Genomic DNA, 20,241 nt, shown 5'->3' on the forward strand with positions numbered 1-20,241 from the left:
CGTTGTATATCTCCTTTTACATCCATTTGATCGGTTCTTTGCCGTTCTGGGTAAGATACTCATTGGCTTTTATAAAGTGATCACATCCAAAGAATCCCCTTCTTGCAGATAGCGGGCTTGGATGTACCGCCTTTAGTACAAGATGATTCTTGTTTGTAAGTAAAGTTTCCTTTCTCTGGGCGTCATTACCCCAGAGCATAAAAACAATCGGCTGTTCCTGCCCATCGATAAGTTTTATGGCATTATCTGTGATAGTCTCCCATCCATGTTTCCTATGGGAACCAGCTTCATGCGAACGGACAGTAAGTACTGTATTTAACAAAAATACGCCCTGCTTTGTCCAGTCTGAAAGATCTCCGTTAGTTCTGATAACTCCCCCAAATTCATTATGGAGTTCTTTGAAGATATTATTTAAAGATCTTGGTGGTTTCTGTCCTTCATTAACTGAAAAGGCAAGCCCCATAGCATCACCGGGGGTAGGATATGGATCCTGTCCAATGATGACGGCCTTAATATCCTCTAAAGGACACCTGTCAAAAGCCTTGAACACATCTTCTTCGCATGGAAATACTTCTGCTTCTTTCCTTTCCTTTTCAAGGAACTTGTTAAGGCTTATCCCATATTCAGTCTTTAATTCTTTTTCAAGAAATTCTTCCCAGTTCATAATTTTTCCTTTACTCCTTAAAAACAGGCGCCATGTTGGCGCCTGCATAAGGCTTATAAGCCAAGGACTAAGTCCATTGGAATGTAGTAGCACTGTTGATAATAAGAATCACTTCTGCTTCTGTAATACGTTCCGCCTCCTGTACAGTCTACACTTACATGTTTTCCTGTAACAGGATCAATACCTATGTAGATAAGGGCATGATCTCCCGCGCCATCTCCGATAGCTCCGTCATAGTGAAGAAGGATATCTCCGGGTTTTATCGCGCCATCAAACTTTCTGTGAGGAAGTCCTGATGACCAGAAGCTTGCTGTAGAATATGTCTTTTGCAGTACGTCATACCAGCATCTTGATACATATCCTGAACAGTCATTAAGACCTCCATCTGAAAGTGAATCTCCGTGATGTTTTTGTGAGTATCCGATCTTTCCAACATATCTGAGTGCGGTAACTATTGCATTTCTTCTTGCTGGCCATGACGGATCGTCTTTATATAACTCATCTAGTCTTGCAAGAATTTCAATCTGTTCGGAATTTGTAATCTGTGTAGCAAGGCCTGTGGCAGTTCCGTCATTTTCGCCACCGACAGTTCCTGTCATCTTGATGTTATAAAGATCTTCCCAGTTATCATCAAGCTTACTTGCTGCAGAATCTATATGTATGATATCCCATCCAATAAAGTTATCAGCAGATTGAGCAGATGGACTCCACTTTGAAACGGTACCATATTTATGGGTAAATGACGCATCTACATCAAACAGATCTCTTGATGCATCTCTTGCCTGCTGGGTAGGCTCCTCAATATCTCCGCCTACATATTCTACATAAAATGGTTCTCCTGTTTCATTATCGTACAGAGTATGGAAAGTAGCTTTAACATTTCCTTCATCGTCATATGCAGCATGTTCGTTGATAAGTCCGCCTTCTACTGCTTCTGCGATCTCCTCTTCTTCAGTCATCTTTGAAGTATACTGTGTCTTATCGTGTATTCTCATAGCCTTTGTCATGTGATATACACCGCCAGTAACAATAACCTTGAAATGTCCGCCACAGTAGTATCCGGTATGATCGGCTTGGCAGTTATGAGACCATGCATACTCATAAACATGATAGATGTTATGTTCTACGCCATTTTCGTCTGTATAGCTGTCTACGAGCTCTTTTAATACCTTTACAACATATGTCATTCCGCCGTCTGGACTATAGATTTCTGAATAACCATAACTGTCTCCGACAACCTCGGTTACGAATGGAATTTCATCTGGACTCCAAGTAGCTTCTGCTTCGACATTACCATCATCGGCAACAACTCCAACATATAACCAGCAATCGCTGTTACCATATTCGACAGTTACCTGAACCCATCTTTCACCATCACTTCCAGGAGCGACACAGACATCACTTTCCATTTCAGGGCTTGCTTTTGCAGCAGGCTCAACTGATGGACAATACTCGTCTTCGTAGTACAGGTCATTATCGCTGTCATACTTATAAGCAAACTGATCAAACTCCTTGCATCCGTAGCCATGGTAATTAGGCTTGCCACTTGGGACTTTGTCTCTTGGTCCGGTTTTAGTACCAAGATAATCGCCAGCTGCTTCATCATAATATCCTGTCAGATCAGTTTCTCTCTGGTCTACAATGCCCGAACACATTTCACCCCAGGTATATGCAGTATCCTGTTCTCCCTGATCAGTAGAAAGTGTTTCCGGGTGCTCTGCTGCCCATGTCTCCATTGTTCTGAGAGTTGGATGAAGTGCCATCTGAAGAGAATATTCCTCAGTATGGGAGTAATTAAATAATGGAGCACAGTAAAGCATGTACATTTTAGTTCGCTGTTTTTCAACCTGCTGAACCCACCAGTCATCATATGCTGGGATTGTTCTCAAAAGATTATTTATAGCTCTGGCGATACCCTGTACCGCTGCACTCACAAATTTTTTAATCGCATTCCAGGCTCTTGATGCAAACACTCCTGCTTTTTTTAAGAAGTTGTTAGATTCCCCTAAATCATCCTCCGCATATTCATAATCTTCAGCAGCTTTATCGCTTTGTGTCTGCGCGGTCATTGCCATTGCTACAATCTCTTTTACATTGCTTGTAAGACCTGCAGAAACATCTCCAATTCCCCTGAACCTTACTTCGACGCCACCGTCGAGAAGTCTTATCCATTTATATGCTCCCGGATCCTCAATTGTATTTGAGCCTTCCGGCGCATTAGGAAATGGCTCCGGTCCTTTTGCAGCTCCTGATTGTGTATAGGCTCCGTCAAATAATCCTTCGCCCCATTCTTCGAGCTGATATTCCGTTTCAATAATCTCTGTTACGTAATCTTCAGAACTCATTCTGAAGTGATCAAAGTCTACGTTTCCGTCAGGAAGCCAGTCTGAATACTTGCCTGACAGGAAATCAAGATGCAGGGCATCGCCTGGCTTAATTAGCTCGAATTTTAAATAATGTGCCCATGAAGCCTCATTTTCCAAAAGGCCGTAATATACATTACCCATGATAGTCGACTGTATCTCTTCATATCTTGGGTCATCCTCTTCATCGCTGTTTGCAAAGAAAAATCCTGTGATCATGTCGAGGATAAGCGCTATACTAAGAAGTCCTATTGCAAACTTGATATAAAGCCATATAGCAGCAACGATCATTCCAATAAAAGGTTTAAGGAATGTGATTATATGTCTTATAATGGCCCTTTTTAACTTTGAGAACCCAGAAAAAAACCTTCCCATAAGAGTTCGTCTAAATCTCTGAACCACGGCAATTCTGATATTATTCTGGATAGCTCTCACGCGCAGTATAGCTCTTCCGACATGTGTTCTTTTTAATACTCTTTTGGCGCCATTTTTTAAATGCTTTTTGGCTCTTCCTTTAAGACCTTTGATACGTTCATTTCTATCTGCCCACCTATCGGCTCTTCTTCGTGCCTGTTTTTTAGCATCCTTCATCTGTTTTGCTTTTCTTCTTGCAGCATCGATACGATCCTGAGGGGCACCTCTCTTTTTAAGCCTTTTTATTCTGTCCTGATATGATTTCTGACGTCTTGTGTATCTTAAAGCCTTGTTTTCATTGACAATACTAAGGATCTGTGTACCACCCTGTGCAATCTGGTCAGCTCTGGAAAGAAGCATTGCAGGCTTGTTCAGCGCCTGATATGTTTCATCCTGATTCATGGCCTTTTTAAGTTGGGCGTTATTCTTTATACCAAAGAGCTTTCCGCCTCCGACATTTCTGTCGTTAGCATCTTTTCCTGCTTTATGAGCATCGAAGGCATTTGTAAAGTCTTTAACCGCTCTTGCGTTATTTGCAGTAAGGGACTGGTGCAGATGGACGATATCTGACTGTGTTATATAAGCCCTGTCGCCTTTTTTAAGTCCCATGTTATGCTTATTTGCAAGATGCTGAGTATTTTTTAGAGCAAATTCGTGGTTTGTGGCAGCATTGCGGTCGCCGGTTACATATCTTCCACCTACACGAAGTGTGCTTGCACCATACTGATCTCTTCCATACTGCTGCCTTGCATCCGCAACGGTTGTACCTCTAAAGCCGGGAATACTATGCGATTCAACATATTTATTCTGCTTAAGAAATTTCATCACATCATCGCCAGACTGCTCCATTGCAGTTGCTGTCGAGAAATTAAATCCCTTAAAGTTGGAGTCGGTATCCATCATAAGCATTGACATTACTTCAATGTCACGCTGCGACAGATTGTTTTGGATTGAATCTCTTACTTCAAGGATTCCACCAAGTCCGGCTGAAAGTGAATCTACACTCGCGCCATACTGTTCCAGATATGTCATACCAGTACCGTATGATGAACTGTCAACGGCATCTTTCGCATCTCCGGTCAGCGCATCCATAGTAGCCTTTTCAAACGAATCTCTTGAACGGCCACTGTTTTTATCTATAAGGATATCATCAGACACAACAAATGGCGTATCTTCAGAGTTCCCGGCTGCAATAGCCATGCCAAAGCTATCGTAAGGGTTATCTACCATAGCCTGCATCTGGGAATCGTTTGGGTCGTCAGGAGGCGTTGGAGAATTATTATTTTCCGGTCCATTTGGAGGTCCGCCTGGAGGATTCTGGTCCTGCGCCTGAGCGGCATAATATTCCTGAAGCTTTCTAAGTTCTTCTTCCTCGCGAGCCATCATTTCAGCTTCATTATCAAACGACTGTTTGGCAGCTGAATCGCCCTGTGTATCATCTATATGTGAATCGTTTTCTACAGATGAATAATCCTCGGCAATATCTTCCTGTGCGCTTGAGCTTCCCGGTTCATTTTCCTCTGTTTCTGATATATCCTGTGAGTCATATGTTTCAGTTTCTGCAGGATATTCTTCATGTTCTGGCTCAGGCAAAACTTCTTCGGCGGTAGGCTCTTCATATGTCTGTTCTGCAGGGTATTCCTGGGGAGCATCTGCTACAGGTTCATCATATATTTCCTGATTATCTTCATCATGAGTTTCTTCTGAGGGCTCGTTCGTTTCCGGTTCTTCGTAAGTATCCTCGATATTCTCATCTGTATTTTCTTCAGCCGGCTCTTCTATTTGAGGTTCTTCAGGCTGTTCTTCTGTAGTATTCGGTTCCTCACCAGGTTCCTCGTTTTGAACATCTTCCTGGACTTCCTGCTCATCTTGTGGATATTCTTCTGAGGGCTCTTCGTATTCTTCTGAGTTTTCCTCATCATGAGTTTCCTCAAGAGTTTCTTCCAGAGATTCTTCAGGCTCCTCGTTTTCAGAATGCTCATCTTCTCCCAGCTCATGTTCCTCGTCTATTTCCTCCTCGCTGGTAACATCCTTGGAATCCTCACCTAAAGAAGGCTCTTCTTCATCTCCTATCTCATCATCACCATGTGATTCATTTTCTTTATCATCATCCGCTCTTTCGGATTCAGACTCCTCAGGGCTTACAGGTTCTTCATCTTCATGAGATTCCTGTTCGTCATGGGTTTCATCTTCATCATGTTCGCCGGGGGTCTCTTCTGGATGAGGTTCATCGCCTTTTTCATCTTCACTGCGATCACCCTTGTTGTCATGAGGGTCTTTCTTTTCGTCATTTTCCCCTGGTTTTTCTTCATGAGGGTCATTATCATCTCTTTCGTCATCATCATGTTCATCATCGCCCTGGGAATTTTTGTATTCTTCTTCCTGTTCCTTGGTGTACTGATGATTAAACTGGATCCTTGGATCATTCTTTATCTTTTCATAATCATCATTGGAGATAATATATCCTCCGGGCTCATGTTCAGCAGCAGAGCCTTCGACATGAAGATACTGGATGCCATTATCCTTAAGAAGCTGTTCAAACTCCTGCTCATTACCAAATTCAAGGCTAAGGCTTCTGTATTTATCAGGATGATCGATGACATCCTGTTTCATTGCAGCAAATTTGCCACTATCCTCAAGAGCATCCGCTTTAAACTGTGCGTTTAGATGTTCCTTACGCTGAATGCTCCATTCAGTTACCATCTGCTGGAAGATTTTAAACAGTCTTTTTTCAACCGCAGATGCAATCTTGGTCTCGTCCATTTTCTTACCTTTCTAAATCCTGCTCCTGTTCATGCTCGTGTCTATGATGTCTTTTCGATCTTTCATATTCGTGCTCAAAAACATCAAGCTTGAAATTCAAATTTTCTGTAATCTTTTTTACTGCTTTATCTGAAATCGGGGCCTGTTCGTATAGCTGTCCAGCTATATCTGCAATATCTCCAAGTGCTTCCAGCGAAGGAGCAAAGTGTCCCGAAAGATCTGTCAAAAGCTCTTTTGCTTTATTTTTTTCTGCATGTACATCCAAAGACGGTATGTCTGGATAATCACTCGTCCAAAATGAAGCTCCGTTATCGTATATGGGCGCCGGTCCTAGAAACTCGCATTTTCCCGGCGAATATAAGAACCCGTAATTACCAAGATTACGGTCTTTGTTATCTATAATGTAATCTGCAAAATGCAGGTAATCTAAGAATGTTTTATGATCAGGAATGCCAAAGCTCTTACATCTTTCCCTGATGTACATATTGGTTGTAAGATACGAAGGTCTTATATCCGTTCTTGCAAGATCAGCAGCTGTTACAAGTTCGAGATCCGGAGACATGAAGTTTTCACATATGCTGCATACATGCCCCTTTATAAGAACAAGGTCGTATGTCACAAAAGGCACAGGGCATACTCTCTTTAAAATCTCAGTAGCGAGTTTTTCATTGTATGGCTCAAGATAATCCGGAGCTGAGCCGTATTTGATAAGGTATGTCCTTCCATCTTTAAATCTCCATGTTTTAGGCATCGCTCCCGCAGTAGTTATATCCGGCGTATTATAGTTATAACGGCCTGATGTAAGCCCGAATGTCAGATTTCCAATTGAATAATCAAACTTCTTATCAAAGCAGGATACTTCTTTCCAAGTTACCTTTTCTCTTTCTTTTCTTATCCAATATCCGTCTGTAAGAGATGCTCCATGAGCCTTCACCGTCCATGCGGCAGGATAGCTTTTAAGTTCTTTGGCAAGAAGCCCAATATTTTTTCTGTAGGAGGGAATGATGCGGTGTTTAAACCACGCTTCGAATTCTTCTAGTTTTCTTTCTGTTATTGCCTGCTTTATAGCAAATGGGAGAAGCATATCATTATATGTTTTATATTCAATGACAAATTTCTCACCCTCTTTTAATCTATCTTTATCTATTTCTATGGCCGCGATTTTTTCGTCGTGGTACATCATGATAAATTTCATAAATCATCCTCTTTAAAACGCTTTTTAGATATTATGGATAAAGCAGAAGCAGATAAATTTATACATAAAAACAGACCGGCTTAATACCGGTCTGTGCTGAAAATAATATTTATTTTTAAAATTATTTCTTGGGTTTGCCCTTTGTTGACTTTGCCTTATTCTTTGGCTTTTCTTTCACTTCTTCAGAAACTTCTTCTGCTTCCTCAGGAATGTAATCATCGTCAGGAAAATCCGGCATCAAATCAGCCATATCTACTTCAAAATTCGACTTATCATGAGGTGGTACGGTCTCAAACCCATTAAGTACATTAACAAAATCTGCAAATCTACGATCATCTGTTTCAATATTTAAGGTTTCCGGAAGGCCTGCAGTAGCCGCTATATAAGGCAGTGTCTCAAGCTTTAATCTTCCCTTCTTCTCGGAATCATCGCCGGTAGCAAACGCCATAAAAAATGGTATGCCCTGATGGATGCACTCCTGTGCAATTTCCTGTACCTGCTTTTGGATCTTGTCTTTAAAAACCTTACTCTTATCGTTCATGGCATCTCCTTTTGCATCAGACCATCTTAAGGCCGCTAAATAAACTTGCCAGACTATTCAGGTCTGAATTGTTTACTTCATCAATGTCTTCTTTTGGAGCTTCTTTACTTTCCTCTATTTGATTTTCTACTTCTTTAGGTTTTTCTTCTACAGATTTTATAGGAGCAGTTTCTTTAGGCCTCTCTTTCTTTTGAGGAATAACCGGAGCTATATCGTTAATTGCCTGTCCGTTATCATATACTACTGTTTTATTGAGCCCGTAAGCAGCCACTATATCTTTAAACGCATAAAACCTTACTAGTGTTTTTGCAAAAGCCGATATACTCCTATCTGGAAGCTTATCAAGTTCTGCATCAAACTGTGGAGCCACAGAAATATCAAACATAGGGTTCTGGACACCATATACAGGATTAAATACTGCTCCGCTTACCCTGATGTCATACTTTTCTCCTGTAAGATACGAGGAAATAGCCTGCTTAAATATCTTGCGGGTAAGGCTTGGCCCAGCTGCCTCATAAAGTGCATACAGGTCGGGCTCTCTATCTGCATAAATTCGGATCCTGATTCTCATATCAGCCTCTGTAATTAGTCATTCCGAATATATAGTATCCGCGAACGTTTGAAAAAATGTATGGAAGATCAGGATCACCCTGATTGCCGGAAATGATCTCGATGACATCGCCTTCTCTAAAGAACTCGTTTTCTCTTATGAAATTACTCCAAGCTGCACATGTGCCGCCAGTAATGATAAGTCCGTGATATTCCTGAAGAGGATATACATCCATAGCCTTATTGATGGCCAGCTCGCAAATCCTTCTGCTATTCTTTTCAAGCAGCTCGTCAAAAGGCATCTTCTTGTATACCCTGCCCGTTTTTGCAGGAACAACTCCTGTCTCCAGATACTGCTGCATTGCTGGGACAGATACTTCAAAACCATACTGCTTAAAAATTTCAGTTGCAGTATCAGAAAGAACCCTTTTCATTCCAAGTGTCTCATCAGTTTCACACTCAGCAAGCGTAACCTGTCCCTTTTTGATAGGAACATAATCCATTGTTCCAAATCCGCCATCCATAAGAAGCATCTTTTGAGTAAAGTACGCAGCAGCACTCTGTGAAGGCTGGAAATTCTTATTTGTCGCGATAGAAACCAGCGTTCCGATTGGCTGAGCAAGTGCTGGCATAATATTGTTATCAGACTTAAGGTCGATATCATATTTTTTCCAAGGACCATCTCCAAATTTAACCTCAAAATGATGCTCTGTCATGATCACATCTCTAAGGTCTGTTTCATCATTAAGATATCTTGGAGGAAGACCTGTCTGGATATTGATAAGCTTACCTTCCGGGTCTCCATACTGATTCTGTGTAAGGCCTGCGGCAATGCCTGTTCTAAAGAGCACCTTAAACATTGGTGAATAATAGCGGTGCCTTCCATATGCAGATAATGAACCTGCAGTTGTGTCAGATGCAGAGATTGAATCCTGAGCAGCAGCTCCTACGAGCCATTCCTGGCCATTTTCATCTCTATATCTTATTGAAGTGTTATCCTCTGGGGCAACGCTCAAATTAAAAGATGTGCTGCCCTGCGCTTCTCTTGCAAATGAAGGGAAGCATACAAGTGTATTTGGAGCCATTACCTTTACGCCTGAATAGCCGATATCTATACCGATATTCCATACGTTAGCATTTAGCTCTACGGAAGGTCTGTTATTGCAGGCCTTAAATATTGTTTTGATTTTGTAATCCTTTGTATTCATTATTGATCTTGACTCCTTTTGTTCCTAAAAGGTCAGACATATCTCATATCTAATACCTTATTTATATCGTTACTGCCTTATTATGTATTTTTCTGCACAAAACAAAATCTTGCTTTGTTATTTTGCATATTCATTAGACAGCATGCTGTTTTAACAGATCTTCAAAGTCAGGATGTGGAATACCGGGCTGAAGATATACCGGAGTATACATAAGTTCCTTCTTTTCATCATCCCATCCGGAAATCTCAACGATTTCGCAGACTCTGAAGTTCTTCATGAACACGACTGTTCCAAGGCTTCTTAAAAGTTTTGTTGCCTGGTCGAGCGAATATGTTGTTGCTGAGCAGACATAGTCGGCAAGCTTTGATATTCCTTCCTTGGCACTTGGGGCATGCACAGAACACCAGCACTGATGTCCAGTATCTGCGGCCATCATAAAGTCCGCAGCTTCTCCACCCTTGATCTCGCCTATAACGAAGTAATCCAGATCTGTCAAAAGCCCATTACGTGCGAGGTGTGAGAGATCGTATCTCTGATTTGGGTCAGGACAGCTCATTGTGATATGCTCAAACATGATGTGTGGATGCACATTGCTAAAGAGCTCTTCTGACTCCTGAGTTACAAGAACTGACTTGTTGTAAGCAATCTTATCAAGAAGGGCATTCATCATTGTTGTCTTGCCTGATGCGCCCTTTCCGCAGAATACCAGTCCTGGGCCATATCTTGCTCTGTCAATCAGGTAATTCATGATTGTCTTATCCAGCATTCCTGCGTCAAGCAGATAATCAAAGTCCCTTTTTTGTTTTGCAATCTTTCTTATATGGAAATAAGGCTCGCCATCTGATGTAATATGCGGTGTTGCAATATTCATACGAAGCCTGAACTTTGAGCTTGTCGTGATGTCTGAAAATACATGGATAGCTCGCTGAGTAAAATCAAGATGGTTTCTCGCGCCAAGTCCCAACAGGAACATCTCATAATCGGTCTTATCAAGGAACTTTAAATTTGCTGTAAATCTGCCGTTTCTTACCTTTACCCTGATCCTGTCATGATTTATAACCATAATGTCAGATACTTCATCGTCCTCAATAAGTGGATCGAGAAGATAAAAGCCATATGCCCATTTATCAAGCTTTTTCATGATAAATTCTCTGTCTATATTAGATAGTTCGTCATGGTTCTTGTCCAGATACTCTTCAAGGAGCTTGAAAAACTTCTTCTTTGATAATTCTCCTGTTTGTGCCAACTGGAATGATGTACGCTCAGGGCCTGTTGTGAAGTATGCTACAGTATCATTTATGATCTTCCTTATCTGGTCTGACGCGAGATTTGTCTGTGTTTGTGAATCCGGATCAATTGCAGTATATCTGAGAGGCTTTATATCGCTTTTTGTTTCCTGATGAGGCTTAAAGTCGATAAGCCTTGCCTGGTAGCCAAGTTCCTGCGGAGTAAGGTTTGTATCATCAGCGATAGTATGCAGATCAGGAAATACTTTCTTTACTGCCTGTTCTATCTGCTTTACATATTTTCTTTTTGGCTGATGCTTAAAAGAATCAGCATATGGCGCAAGGTTTGGGATGCGCTTCTGAATAGGCACCATATATACAGTGCAGATAATCTGAAGCTGTTCCTCATCTGTATCATCGCCATCAGCGGCATCTTCTGCATAGAAGTGATCATCCATACTGCAAAAACATGCAAAAATATTATCCATGCCGAATATCTCAACACACTGGTTGTAAACGGCTTTTGCAAATGCTTTACCCTTTTCTTCTGTAGCCTTTGCATGCAGAACAACTGTAAATCTTCCGGCAATTGTGTCATCCTCAGCTTTACCTGGAAGGAGAATATTCATTGTCTGCATCCAGGCATCCTTTAACAGGCCGCTTTCAGGCATGAAAACAAAATGCTCATAAGCATGTTCAAGTTCCTGCTGATAAGCATCAAAATCATTTGGATTTGCTATCCTTTTTAGGTTATATTCTAAGTATGGCATTTCAATTTACTCCTTATATAAAAGAGGTTAACTATGGTTTATGTATGTTCTGATATTCACGGAGACTATCAAAAATACAAGAAAGCCCTATCTATCCTTACGGATAAAGATATTCTCTATATTCTTGGGGATGTGATAGACAGAGGCCCTGATGGAATTAAAATCATCCTTGATATTATGGAGCAAACAAATGTGATACTTTTTATCGGAAATCACGAAGATATGCTGATAAGAGCTGTTGAAGGTGATAGCGAATGCATGGATATCTGGACATGCGCTCAGAACGGCGGCGAGGTAACTTTTAATGCTTTTTCTTTAGAAGATCTTTCTGTGCAGAAAAATATACTTTCTTTTTTGAAAGACTGCCCTCTGATAAAAACGATAACACTAAACGGTAATAATTTTGTACTTTTACATTCTGGAATTCCTGAAGATGGGAAGGATATCCTTTATAAAGATGCTGATAAGAAAACCATAAGATATGTTACATGGCACTCACCATTTAAAAGTAGCAAATATGCAAGCATAGCCAACTATAAACCAGATAAAACATATATCATTGGCCATGTCCCTACTCAGCATTTTGATGCAAGTGGTATATTTATCTTTGATAATATCATTGATATTGACTGCGGATGTGGGTTCCCAAATCTTTATAATGACAGCAGGCTCGCAGTTTTCTGCATAGATACGATGGAAGCGTTTTATATCACCTAAAAAGAGCTAGATTTTTTGATCTAGCTCCTTCCCAGATTTACTTATTCTGTTCTTCATACAAATTATCTATCACATCTATTGTAAGTGCGTTAAGCGTATCTGCATCGATTCTATCCACTGTCAGAACAATAAGTGTAGTTGCATCAGGAATAGTCTCATAAAAACTGTTTGTCGCGCTGTCATAGCCCATTATCTGCTTTGATTCGGCTATCATCAGCGGTGCATCCTTTGTAGACTGCATATTATATAATACCGGATATGCTGTTATCTGTCCGTTTATCATAGAAATTGTCCAAAACGAATCCTCTGACATGCTGTAATATCCCTGATATGCGGGATGCTTTATATCAGAATTCGATATATATTCAGGAGAATGATATTTCCCACTTATAGAATATTCGCTTGTCAGCTCAACCATTTCAAGTCCTCTGGCCGAAAGCTCTGCGATAACCTCTGTTTCCGTCTGAACACCCTGTGATGTGCCTGCATCTATCCTTGAGATAATAGTGCCGTTCTCTTCATAGTACTTTTCGACGTCAATTCTTTCGCTGCGGTATTCTTCTTCGCTGGTTTCTTTATTATCTGACACTTCCTCAGCCTCATCTGGCAATCCCGTTTCAAGTTCAGAACTTTCCTGCTTATCATAACCTTGTGTTTCTTCACCGGCAGGCATCTTACTTATATCTACAGAAGCATCGGTATCTTCTGGTTGCCATACCTGCCAACCTGCGCCATTCTCATCTAGCCAGTTATCTTCTTTTTTACCACACGCAGCACACAATATGCTTGAAGTAATCAGTATGGCAGCTATATGTATTTTCAAATTTCCCGCTCCTTTCAATGATTCTCGTAATGAACTGTTGCAGATGCAAGAACATTGATATTCATGCTCGTTACCATGAGCGCTACTGTTAATGCAGATATAAGTCCGCGCCTTTTGTAAAGTGAAACCATTGTTATTTCCTCCTGAAATACAAATCCACACAATAGCTGCATATATTATGGATAAAATTAAGAAGAAATAACTAATGCGCTCTTTCTGCGCAAATAAAGAAGGGAGGCGTCCACCTCCCTTTTCTTTATTATGCTTTTAATAGCTCTTCATCTTTTTCAATCTTCTGAGCAACAATATTCTGGTAATAGCGCTTTATTTCACCATTTACAACACGCTTTGTGCTTACCCTGCCCCAGATAGATACTGTATCGCCAGGAGCGATCATGAGCACATTTCTGTCAAATGTTGTCACGGAAACATGATTATTATGTCCTGCCTGTACTGCATTAAGCCTTATCTCGATCGCCTTTGCATTTGTCTGAACGATCTTTTCTACCTTGCCGTGAAGGTATACAAGAGAAGCTGGCTGCATGCCAATGCCATCCCATCCGTCAACACCAAGCTTTGACTGGAAGAGTGACTCATTTTTCTCAATCTTATCCACGATAATTCCCTGAGAAAAGAATACTGAGCCATTAGGGCGAACCTTTCTTGAATTACTGATATGTCCAGTAATCTGAACGCTGTCCTCAACAAAGAAATTGTCAATTCCTGTATTTTCAGAATTCATACAATATACTTTTGGGTATGTTGTAGCAGCTGCGCCCTTGGGTCCTCTTGCTGCAACTCTTATTGTTACAATCTTACTATGCTCTTTTGGATAGATCGACTGAATCTTACCAATGATCAACACCATGTTATCTGACTGCTTCTTTTCCATCTCCATAACTTTTTATTCTCCTTTATTACTTTTTCTTAAACTTTGACTTCTTAAACTCCGGCAGCTCGGTTTCAAATTTGAACTGAGCACCCTCAGCCTTCTGGCCATCTTTTTTCATATATGAATATGGCTCAATTCCAACAGCAGTTATATACATGTCATAATTATTTCCAGTTTTTTTACTTGTAAGACCTTTTAAGAGAACTCTTTTACCTGCAAGAAGCGCCTTTACATTTTCAGGAGTAAGCTGTTTGCCAAACGCATATCCAAAGCTCATTCCGCACTTATTTGTGCAATAAACGCCGAATCCACCTGCCTTTACGTCACCCTGACAGTTTGGACACTGCCCAATAACGTCGTTTACAGCTGCTGCCTTCCCAATCTCAGGATAGATTGATTTAAGCTTTGCAACCGCTGCTTCAATCTGTGCGGAAAAATCTGACTGCTTCATAGAACCTGTTCCCTGACGCACATAATTGTATATCTTGCCAAGATAAACATCTTTTGTAATCTTCTTGTCTACGATCTGTTGGAGTCCCATCTCCCAGCTTGCGGTATACTGCGGTACAAGGATCTGAGGCACAGCCTGCTGAAGGATATCATAAATTATCTCTCCAAATACAGCCGGCTGTATTACCTGAGTCTTCTTATTTACAACAATATACTGGTTCTTTTCAAGCTTTGTAATAACCTCGGCACGGGTAGCAGATGTTCCGATTCCGGATCCTTTTATCTGTTCACGAAGTTCCTCGTCCTCAATAAGATTGCCGGCATTTTCCATTGCAAGGATCATCGAACCTGTTGTGTATCTTTTTGGAGGCTGGCTCTTTCCTTCGTGAAGCTCAAAGCTCGCCTGGATTGTTCCGCTCTGCGCAAGAGCTGCATCCATTAAAGCTCTTCCTTCGTTTTCTTCCTTTTCTTTATCTTCAGAAGTCGCTTTCCCTGCCACTTCCAAAAATCCTTCTTCTTTTATTGCTGTGTAGTTAGCGGCAAATGTTTCCGTTCCCGCCTTATATGTCATTGCAAGCTTATCATATATCGTTTCAGGGTACATGATTGATAAAAATCTTCTACAGATGAGATCGTATACTTTTTTATCTATTCCAGAAAGTTTTGAAAGTTCATCAAAGCCCTGCCCTGTAGGGATAATAGCATAGTGGTCTGCAACAGCAGCATCATTTACGTACTTGCACTTAGGTTCGGAAAGCTTATTGAGCCATCCCTGTCCATGAATCTTATCTACATATTCCTTATAAGTAGAAAGATTTGATAGACCAGAAACGTTATTATCTATTTCCTTTACAATGGCTGTTGTAAGAACTCTGGCGTCAGTTCTTGGATATGTAGTAAGCTTTGCTTCATAAAGGTTCTGTGCACACTGCAACGCATCTGCGGGGCTTATGTGGAACCTTTTTGTGCACTCAGCCTGAAGTTCGGCAAGGTTGAATAAAAGTGGAGCCGCCTTTTTACTTACAGACTGCTTTTTATCAACAACAGTTAAAGTCCCCTGGCTGTTAAGCTGCGCTATGAGCTGCTCTGTTATTTCTTTTTTTAAAAGTCCCTTATTCTCATAATTATCGGGAGAATTAAAGAACTGTGAACCCTCAACAAGCTTCCAGTCAGCTGTTGTTGAATCGCCCATCTTGGCCTTAATCCCATAAAAAGGGATAATGCTTGTGGATCTGATCTGTCTTTCTCTTGCCACTATCATTCCAAGTACGCAGCTCATTACTCGTCCTACTGCAATGGCCCTATACTTGTTGTCAACAGCCCTGGCCATAAGATTTCCATACTTTAAAGAAAGTGCTCTTGAGAAATTGATTCCTACAAGATAATCCTCAATGGCTCTAGCATAAGCTGAATCTGAAAGCGCATCATAATATGAAAGCTCATGTGCCGTACGGATTCCCTTTAAGATCTCATCTCTTGTCTGGGAGTCGATCCATACTCGGTACTCTTCTGCAGAGGGGTTATGCCCTGCCACCTGGCGGACAAGCCTTTGTATATATTCTCCTTCTCTCGCGCTATCACCTGAATAGTAGATCTTGGATACGTCGGACCTGTTTAAAAGCTCTTTAACTACCTTATACTGGTCTGCTACTTCTTTCTTTACTTCATACTTAAATCTGTCTGGAATGAATGGAATGGTCTCGAGATTCCATTTTGCAAGTTCAGGATCATATTTTTCCGGATAACTCATTTCGATCAGGTGTCCCACGCACCATGTAACGATGTTATCGTCATCTTCGTATCTGCCATCCTTTCTTGTAAGCGGCATATCGAGCGCCTTGGCAAACTCTGCCGCAACGCTTGGTTTCTCTGCAATAAATAATGATTTTCCCATTAATTAAAAACTCCTCGGCTATCTATTTTGTCTTATATTTGGGTCATTTACGGTTCTTCCACTTATTTTGGTAAGAAGCCAGGATATCCGAGAGGTCTTCGTACTCTCGTGCTTTTTCCTTCTCCCTCATTCCCTTGTAATTGCGATGCATATAATTGGCAAGAAGCTGCGAACCGTATTCCATACACTCGAGCTGTTCGCTATTAAGGGATTTTATTTCTGATGACTGCTGGGACCAAACTAAGAAGGCAATCTCATGTTCACTATAGTCTTTTTCACCGTCGGCATTTTCAACTCCTAAGCGGTCAAAATCATCCATTGAAGGATAATAGTCATCCAGATTGTCATTCGGTTTATAATCCATGCTCATTGCAGTCTTCGCAATGCTTAAAATTTCAGTTTCTGAACGCATAATAAAACCTCCGCTTGCATATTATGTCACATTAACGTCACAATAATTCTAGCGAGCGAAGGCCTTATTAAAAAAATCTGCACAGATTAGTCGTCAAATCCTCTTGTATTCTTCTTATTCCTTGGAGCAAATCGATATACTCCATAAATGATAATGCCAATAAAGATAATAAAGAAAATAATGGAACTAATAGAAACTTTCCTTTCGGGAGCCTTATCTGTTATTACCTGCTTTTCAGGGATAGCGTTATCTATGGAAGCATCCACACCTGCACTGGCATCCTCTTCAATACCGGAACTATCTGATGTAGCCATATCCTTTACAAGCATATCCTTATCCTTAAGTTCAAACTTCAAAATAGTTGTTCCGGCTCTTTCAACAGTAAACTGCTTAACATCTGAATAAAAGCGGCCCTTACCGTCGAGTGTAAGTCCTGCCTGTTCCAAGATATATTCTCCTGCAGGAAGGCAGAGTTGTGAAGAATATTCATTGATTTCATATAAATGGCATCCATAAATCTTATATGAGCCCATATGCATTACGTACACATATACTTCTTCGTGGATATCGGAATCTGTAGTCATCTCTATCTTTACATATCCCGTATTTTTACCTGGCTGAACGCCATCCATTATAACTTCACAGTATGGATCATTATCCTCAGGGTCAACGAGCTGTCCATATTCATTTATTGAATATCCGGCAGCAGCCTGTTCTTCAGTAAGCTCAGTGACTGAAGTTGCTTCAAGATATTCCTGATAGGAAGAATATCCTCCCCAGAGTTCACCTTCCTGAGTGCTGGTTCTTTCAGAAGCTTCATCCATGGCTTCTTCTATCTGGTCTTCTTTAGTCTTATATTTTTCATTATCGGGAACGAATCCTTCCGGATATTCTATGCTTATCTGTGTTGTAGCTTCATCTGTCGCAGATGTCATATCTGCTGCCATAACAGGCATTGAAATATTAAATGCCATCAAAAGAGGCAAAACGCCAAGCATTAGTTTCTTTTTCATGATTTTCTCCTTGAAATTATTCTATATAAATGCGGTCATTTGGTATACCTTTGTGCAAAACTATCCGTAAATTATTATGGGTAAATTTTCTTTATCTGGCATTCTATCAATCAGGCAGTTTAAGTCTGGCTCCGCAACGAGGACATGAGCCATCTCCAAATCTTACATGTTTGTCGCAATATTCACATTTTACGAGCTTCTGAGCTGTGTATTTCTGATTTTCAAGCTCATATCTTTTCTCGTTAAGCTCATGGGCTTTATCAAACATTTCCTTTTCTTGTGTTTTACGCCTTACATACGTATGAATGATTGTGCGCATGATAAAAAATGGTATTCCCCATGCAATCATAAAAATAAGCATCAAATTCATGGCTTTTTTATTCTCCTTTCGCATATCTATTATGGCGAATTTATGAAAAAAAGCCGTCTGCAATTGCAGACGGCTCATTATATTTAATTTTATGCGGCAGTAAAACTGCGTTTTCTATTTTCCTGATCACACTGATGAGCAATATTCATATACTGGTCAACATGGCATGTAATATAGGCATTCCTTGTTGTTATAGCAGAAGAAATGATATTTACCCATTCCCATGAAGCAAGATTGACCTCAAACGAGTCAACAGGTTCATAAGTATTTGGCTGGATCCCAATGCTCCTGTCTTCCATAGGTTTGCCCCTGCCAATTACAAGCTTTACTTTAAAAGGGGTTGTTGCCCCAGGGATGGCTGTGATCACAAGGGAATATACCTTCGTGTATCCATCTTTTACTTTGCTTACATTTGGCGTTTTCATTTCTGCTCTGTATATGTCGATAGCTTCGGCTTTATTACCCTGGCTGCTAATTCCATTCCGGTATTTAGGATGTCTGTCCATTATCTGGGCCGCATCCTGTAAAAATCTGGCGTTCTGGTTGCCATTTGCAATAGCCTGATTATACATCTGCCACAAATCCGCCTGAAGCAAATTTGCATCCTGCATGGCTTTAACATAAGCTGCATGCTTTATAAGTGTGCCAGTTGCTTTATTCCTGGCCTCATATTTTCCTCCAGATGTCATCAGCTGATTGGAAATACTCATACACTCGGCAAAGCCGAGTTTATCAGCAAGTGCTGCGATAGACAGTCCTTTGCAGTCAACATGTCCTGGCACATAACCAAGAGTCTGTGCAAATGGGTCTTCTAAAACTTTTGCAGTAGCAATCTTCTGCATGGCAACCTGAGTACGCATATATACGTCATCAAGCTTCACCAGCTCAATATTTCCATCTCCACCTGTATTTTTCTTTGAATCGGAAATATTGATCTTCAGGCAACTGAATTTCTTGAAATAAGAAAGCGGCATTGCTTTCTCATCCTGCATATCCTCCTGATCTTGTAAAACAAGATTTAAAGCAGCGCTTAGATATTGGTCATGCCTGCCAAACGCTGCTATGTTTAACGGGTACTCCATTTTCTCTCCTTTCAGTTTTCATCAACAGAGCCCCTGAAAATCAGAGGCTCTGTAATAAGTATTACTTATTAAGCTGTAAATTAAAGATCGAGGAAAGGATTTCCTGTCGGGTTAGCAGAAGTTGTGTTTGAAGCACCAGTATTCTGGTTAACCTGCTGATTGTTCATCTGCATGTTATTCATCTGCTGTGTGCTAGGTGTTGGGAATGGGGAAACACTGTTTCCGTTATCGGCATTGCCATTTGGGTTGAATGTTCCGAATCCGCCCTGAGACTGCTGATTAAATGGATTCTGACCAGCATTGTTCTGCTGAGTCATCTGCATATTGCCCTGCTGCATACCAGCATTCTGAGTCATCTGCTGGTTACTAACCTGCTGATTATTCATCTGCATGTTATTCACCTGCATGTTATCCTGCTGAGTATTTGTCTGCTGCATCTGAGTACCAACGTTGTTCTGAGTCTGGTTGTTTACCTGACCATTATTCTGCTGATTTGCATTTGCAGCATATGGGGTGATTGAATAAACATCGAAATAACCTTTCTCTGAATATGTTCCATCTGCCTGCTTCTTGCCAAGTCCTGTCATATAGCCCTCAATGGTTACAAGTGGCTTCTTTCCCTCCTCAGGGATAACCAGGCTCTTAGCGAACTCCTCAGCATCCTTATGGCAATTTGCCCAGAAGCTGTTAATTGTCTCATACTTTCCAGTGTTCTGGTTCTTTCTTGCCTCATTACACTGGATTGATACGCCCTTGTCGTTTACTCTAACCTGTCCTACAGTTACCATTGCATTAATCTTCATGTTTTTATTCTCCTTTTTCTAGTTGACATTAAATTATTTATTAAGGTTATGTAGCATTTGAAAAAAAATAAAACACACTGCAAAATCGCAAT

At 40.7% G+C, this 20,241-nt stretch carries 16 protein-coding genes; 1 reads left to right on the forward strand and 15 read right to left on the reverse strand.

Going from position 1 to position 20,241, the window contains the following annotated elements; genetic code table 11:
* Window positions 1-16 precede the first annotated feature (16 nt).
* The 7 genes from BPR_RS17695 to BPR_RS17725 all read right to left on the reverse strand — a co-directional run bounded on the left by BPR_RS17695 (window position 17) and on the right by BPR_RS17725 (window position 11,693).
* Window positions 17-664, reverse strand: coding sequence for a uracil-DNA glycosylase (locus BPR_RS17695; protein WP_013282874.1), 648 nt, complete (start codon window positions 662-664; stop codon window positions 17-19).
* A gap of 53 nt (window positions 665-717) precedes the next feature.
* On the reverse strand, window positions 718-6,204 hold the full coding sequence (locus BPR_RS21000) for a putative sodium/potassium/calcium exchanger (protein WP_013282875.1): 5,487 nt from the start codon (window positions 6,202-6,204) through the stop codon (window positions 718-720).
* Window positions 6,205-6,208: 4 nt separating this feature from the next.
* Complete coding sequence (locus tag BPR_RS17705) at window positions 6,209-7,399, reverse strand: HipA domain-containing protein (protein ID WP_013282876.1); 1,191 nt, start codon at window positions 7,397-7,399, stop codon at window positions 6,209-6,211.
* Between the two features lie 121 nt (window positions 7,400-7,520).
* Window positions 7,521-7,940 carry a hypothetical protein gene (locus BPR_RS17710; RefSeq protein ID WP_013282877.1) on the reverse strand — a complete coding sequence of 140 codons (420 nt, stop codon included), beginning with the start codon at window positions 7,938-7,940 and terminating at the stop codon, window positions 7,521-7,523.
* 16 nt (window positions 7,941-7,956) lie between these two features.
* Window positions 7,957-8,511, reverse strand: a complete 555-nt coding sequence (locus tag BPR_RS17715; RefSeq protein WP_013282878.1) for a hypothetical protein — start codon at window positions 8,509-8,511, stop codon at window positions 7,957-7,959.
* Window position 8,512: 1 nt separating this feature from the next.
* Complete coding sequence (locus tag BPR_RS17720; protein ID WP_013282879.1) at window positions 8,513-9,697, reverse strand: ParM/StbA family protein; 1,185 nt, start codon at window positions 9,695-9,697, stop codon at window positions 8,513-8,515.
* 133 nt (window positions 9,698-9,830) lie between these two features.
* Complete coding sequence (locus tag BPR_RS17725; protein ID WP_013282880.1) at window positions 9,831-11,693, reverse strand: ATPase, T2SS/T4P/T4SS family; 1,863 nt, start codon at window positions 11,691-11,693, stop codon at window positions 9,831-9,833.
* 33 nt (window positions 11,694-11,726) lie between these two features.
* On the opposite strand from BPR_RS17725, the gene BPR_RS17730 reads away from it, so the two are divergent.
* Window positions 11,727-12,410: a metallophosphoesterase gene (locus BPR_RS17730; RefSeq protein ID WP_013282881.1), complete on the forward strand. Its 684-nt coding sequence runs from the start codon at window positions 11,727-11,729 to the stop codon at window positions 12,408-12,410.
* Between the two features lie 37 nt (window positions 12,411-12,447).
* Here the strand turns inward: BPR_RS17730 and BPR_RS21005 are convergent, their stop codons facing one another.
* From BPR_RS21005 to BPR_RS17770, 8 genes are all read right to left on the reverse strand, one after another.
* The gene (locus BPR_RS21005) at window positions 12,448-13,233 is read right to left on the reverse strand and encodes a hypothetical protein (RefSeq protein WP_013282882.1); all 786 of its coding nucleotides are present in this window, start codon (window positions 13,231-13,233) and stop codon (window positions 12,448-12,450) included.
* Between the two features lie 259 nt (window positions 13,234-13,492).
* On the reverse strand, window positions 13,493-14,131 hold the full coding sequence (locus tag BPR_RS17740) for a hypothetical protein (protein WP_013282884.1): 639 nt from the start codon (window positions 14,129-14,131) through the stop codon (window positions 13,493-13,495).
* Between the two features lie 19 nt (window positions 14,132-14,150).
* Window positions 14,151-16,469: a DNA topoisomerase gene (locus tag BPR_RS17745; RefSeq protein WP_013282885.1), complete on the reverse strand. Its 2,319-nt coding sequence runs from the start codon at window positions 16,467-16,469 to the stop codon at window positions 14,151-14,153.
* Window positions 16,470-16,512: 43 nt separating this feature from the next.
* Window positions 16,513-16,881: a hypothetical protein gene (locus BPR_RS17750; protein WP_013282886.1), complete on the reverse strand. Its 369-nt coding sequence runs from the start codon at window positions 16,879-16,881 to the stop codon at window positions 16,513-16,515.
* A gap of 86 nt (window positions 16,882-16,967) precedes the next feature.
* Window positions 16,968-17,894, reverse strand: a complete 927-nt coding sequence (locus BPR_RS17755) for a hypothetical protein (protein ID WP_013282887.1) — start codon at window positions 17,892-17,894, stop codon at window positions 16,968-16,970.
* 106 nt (window positions 17,895-18,000) lie between these two features.
* Window positions 18,001-18,264, reverse strand: a complete 264-nt coding sequence (locus BPR_RS17760) for a hypothetical protein (protein ID WP_013282888.1) — start codon at window positions 18,262-18,264, stop codon at window positions 18,001-18,003.
* Between the two features lie 89 nt (window positions 18,265-18,353).
* Entirely contained in the window at window positions 18,354-19,346 is a 993-nt protein-coding gene (locus BPR_RS17765) for a hypothetical protein (RefSeq protein ID WP_013282889.1), read from the reverse strand.
* Window positions 19,347-19,426: 80 nt separating this feature from the next.
* Window positions 19,427-20,149 carry a hypothetical protein gene (locus BPR_RS17770; protein WP_013282890.1) on the reverse strand — a complete coding sequence of 241 codons (723 nt, stop codon included), beginning with the start codon at window positions 20,147-20,149 and terminating at the stop codon, window positions 19,427-19,429.
* Window positions 20,150-20,241: the final 92 nt, after the last annotated feature.

This window comes from Butyrivibrio proteoclasticus B316, from assembly GCF_000145035.1.
Classification (GTDB): Bacteria; Bacillota; Clostridia; order Lachnospirales; family Lachnospiraceae; genus Butyrivibrio; species Butyrivibrio proteoclasticus.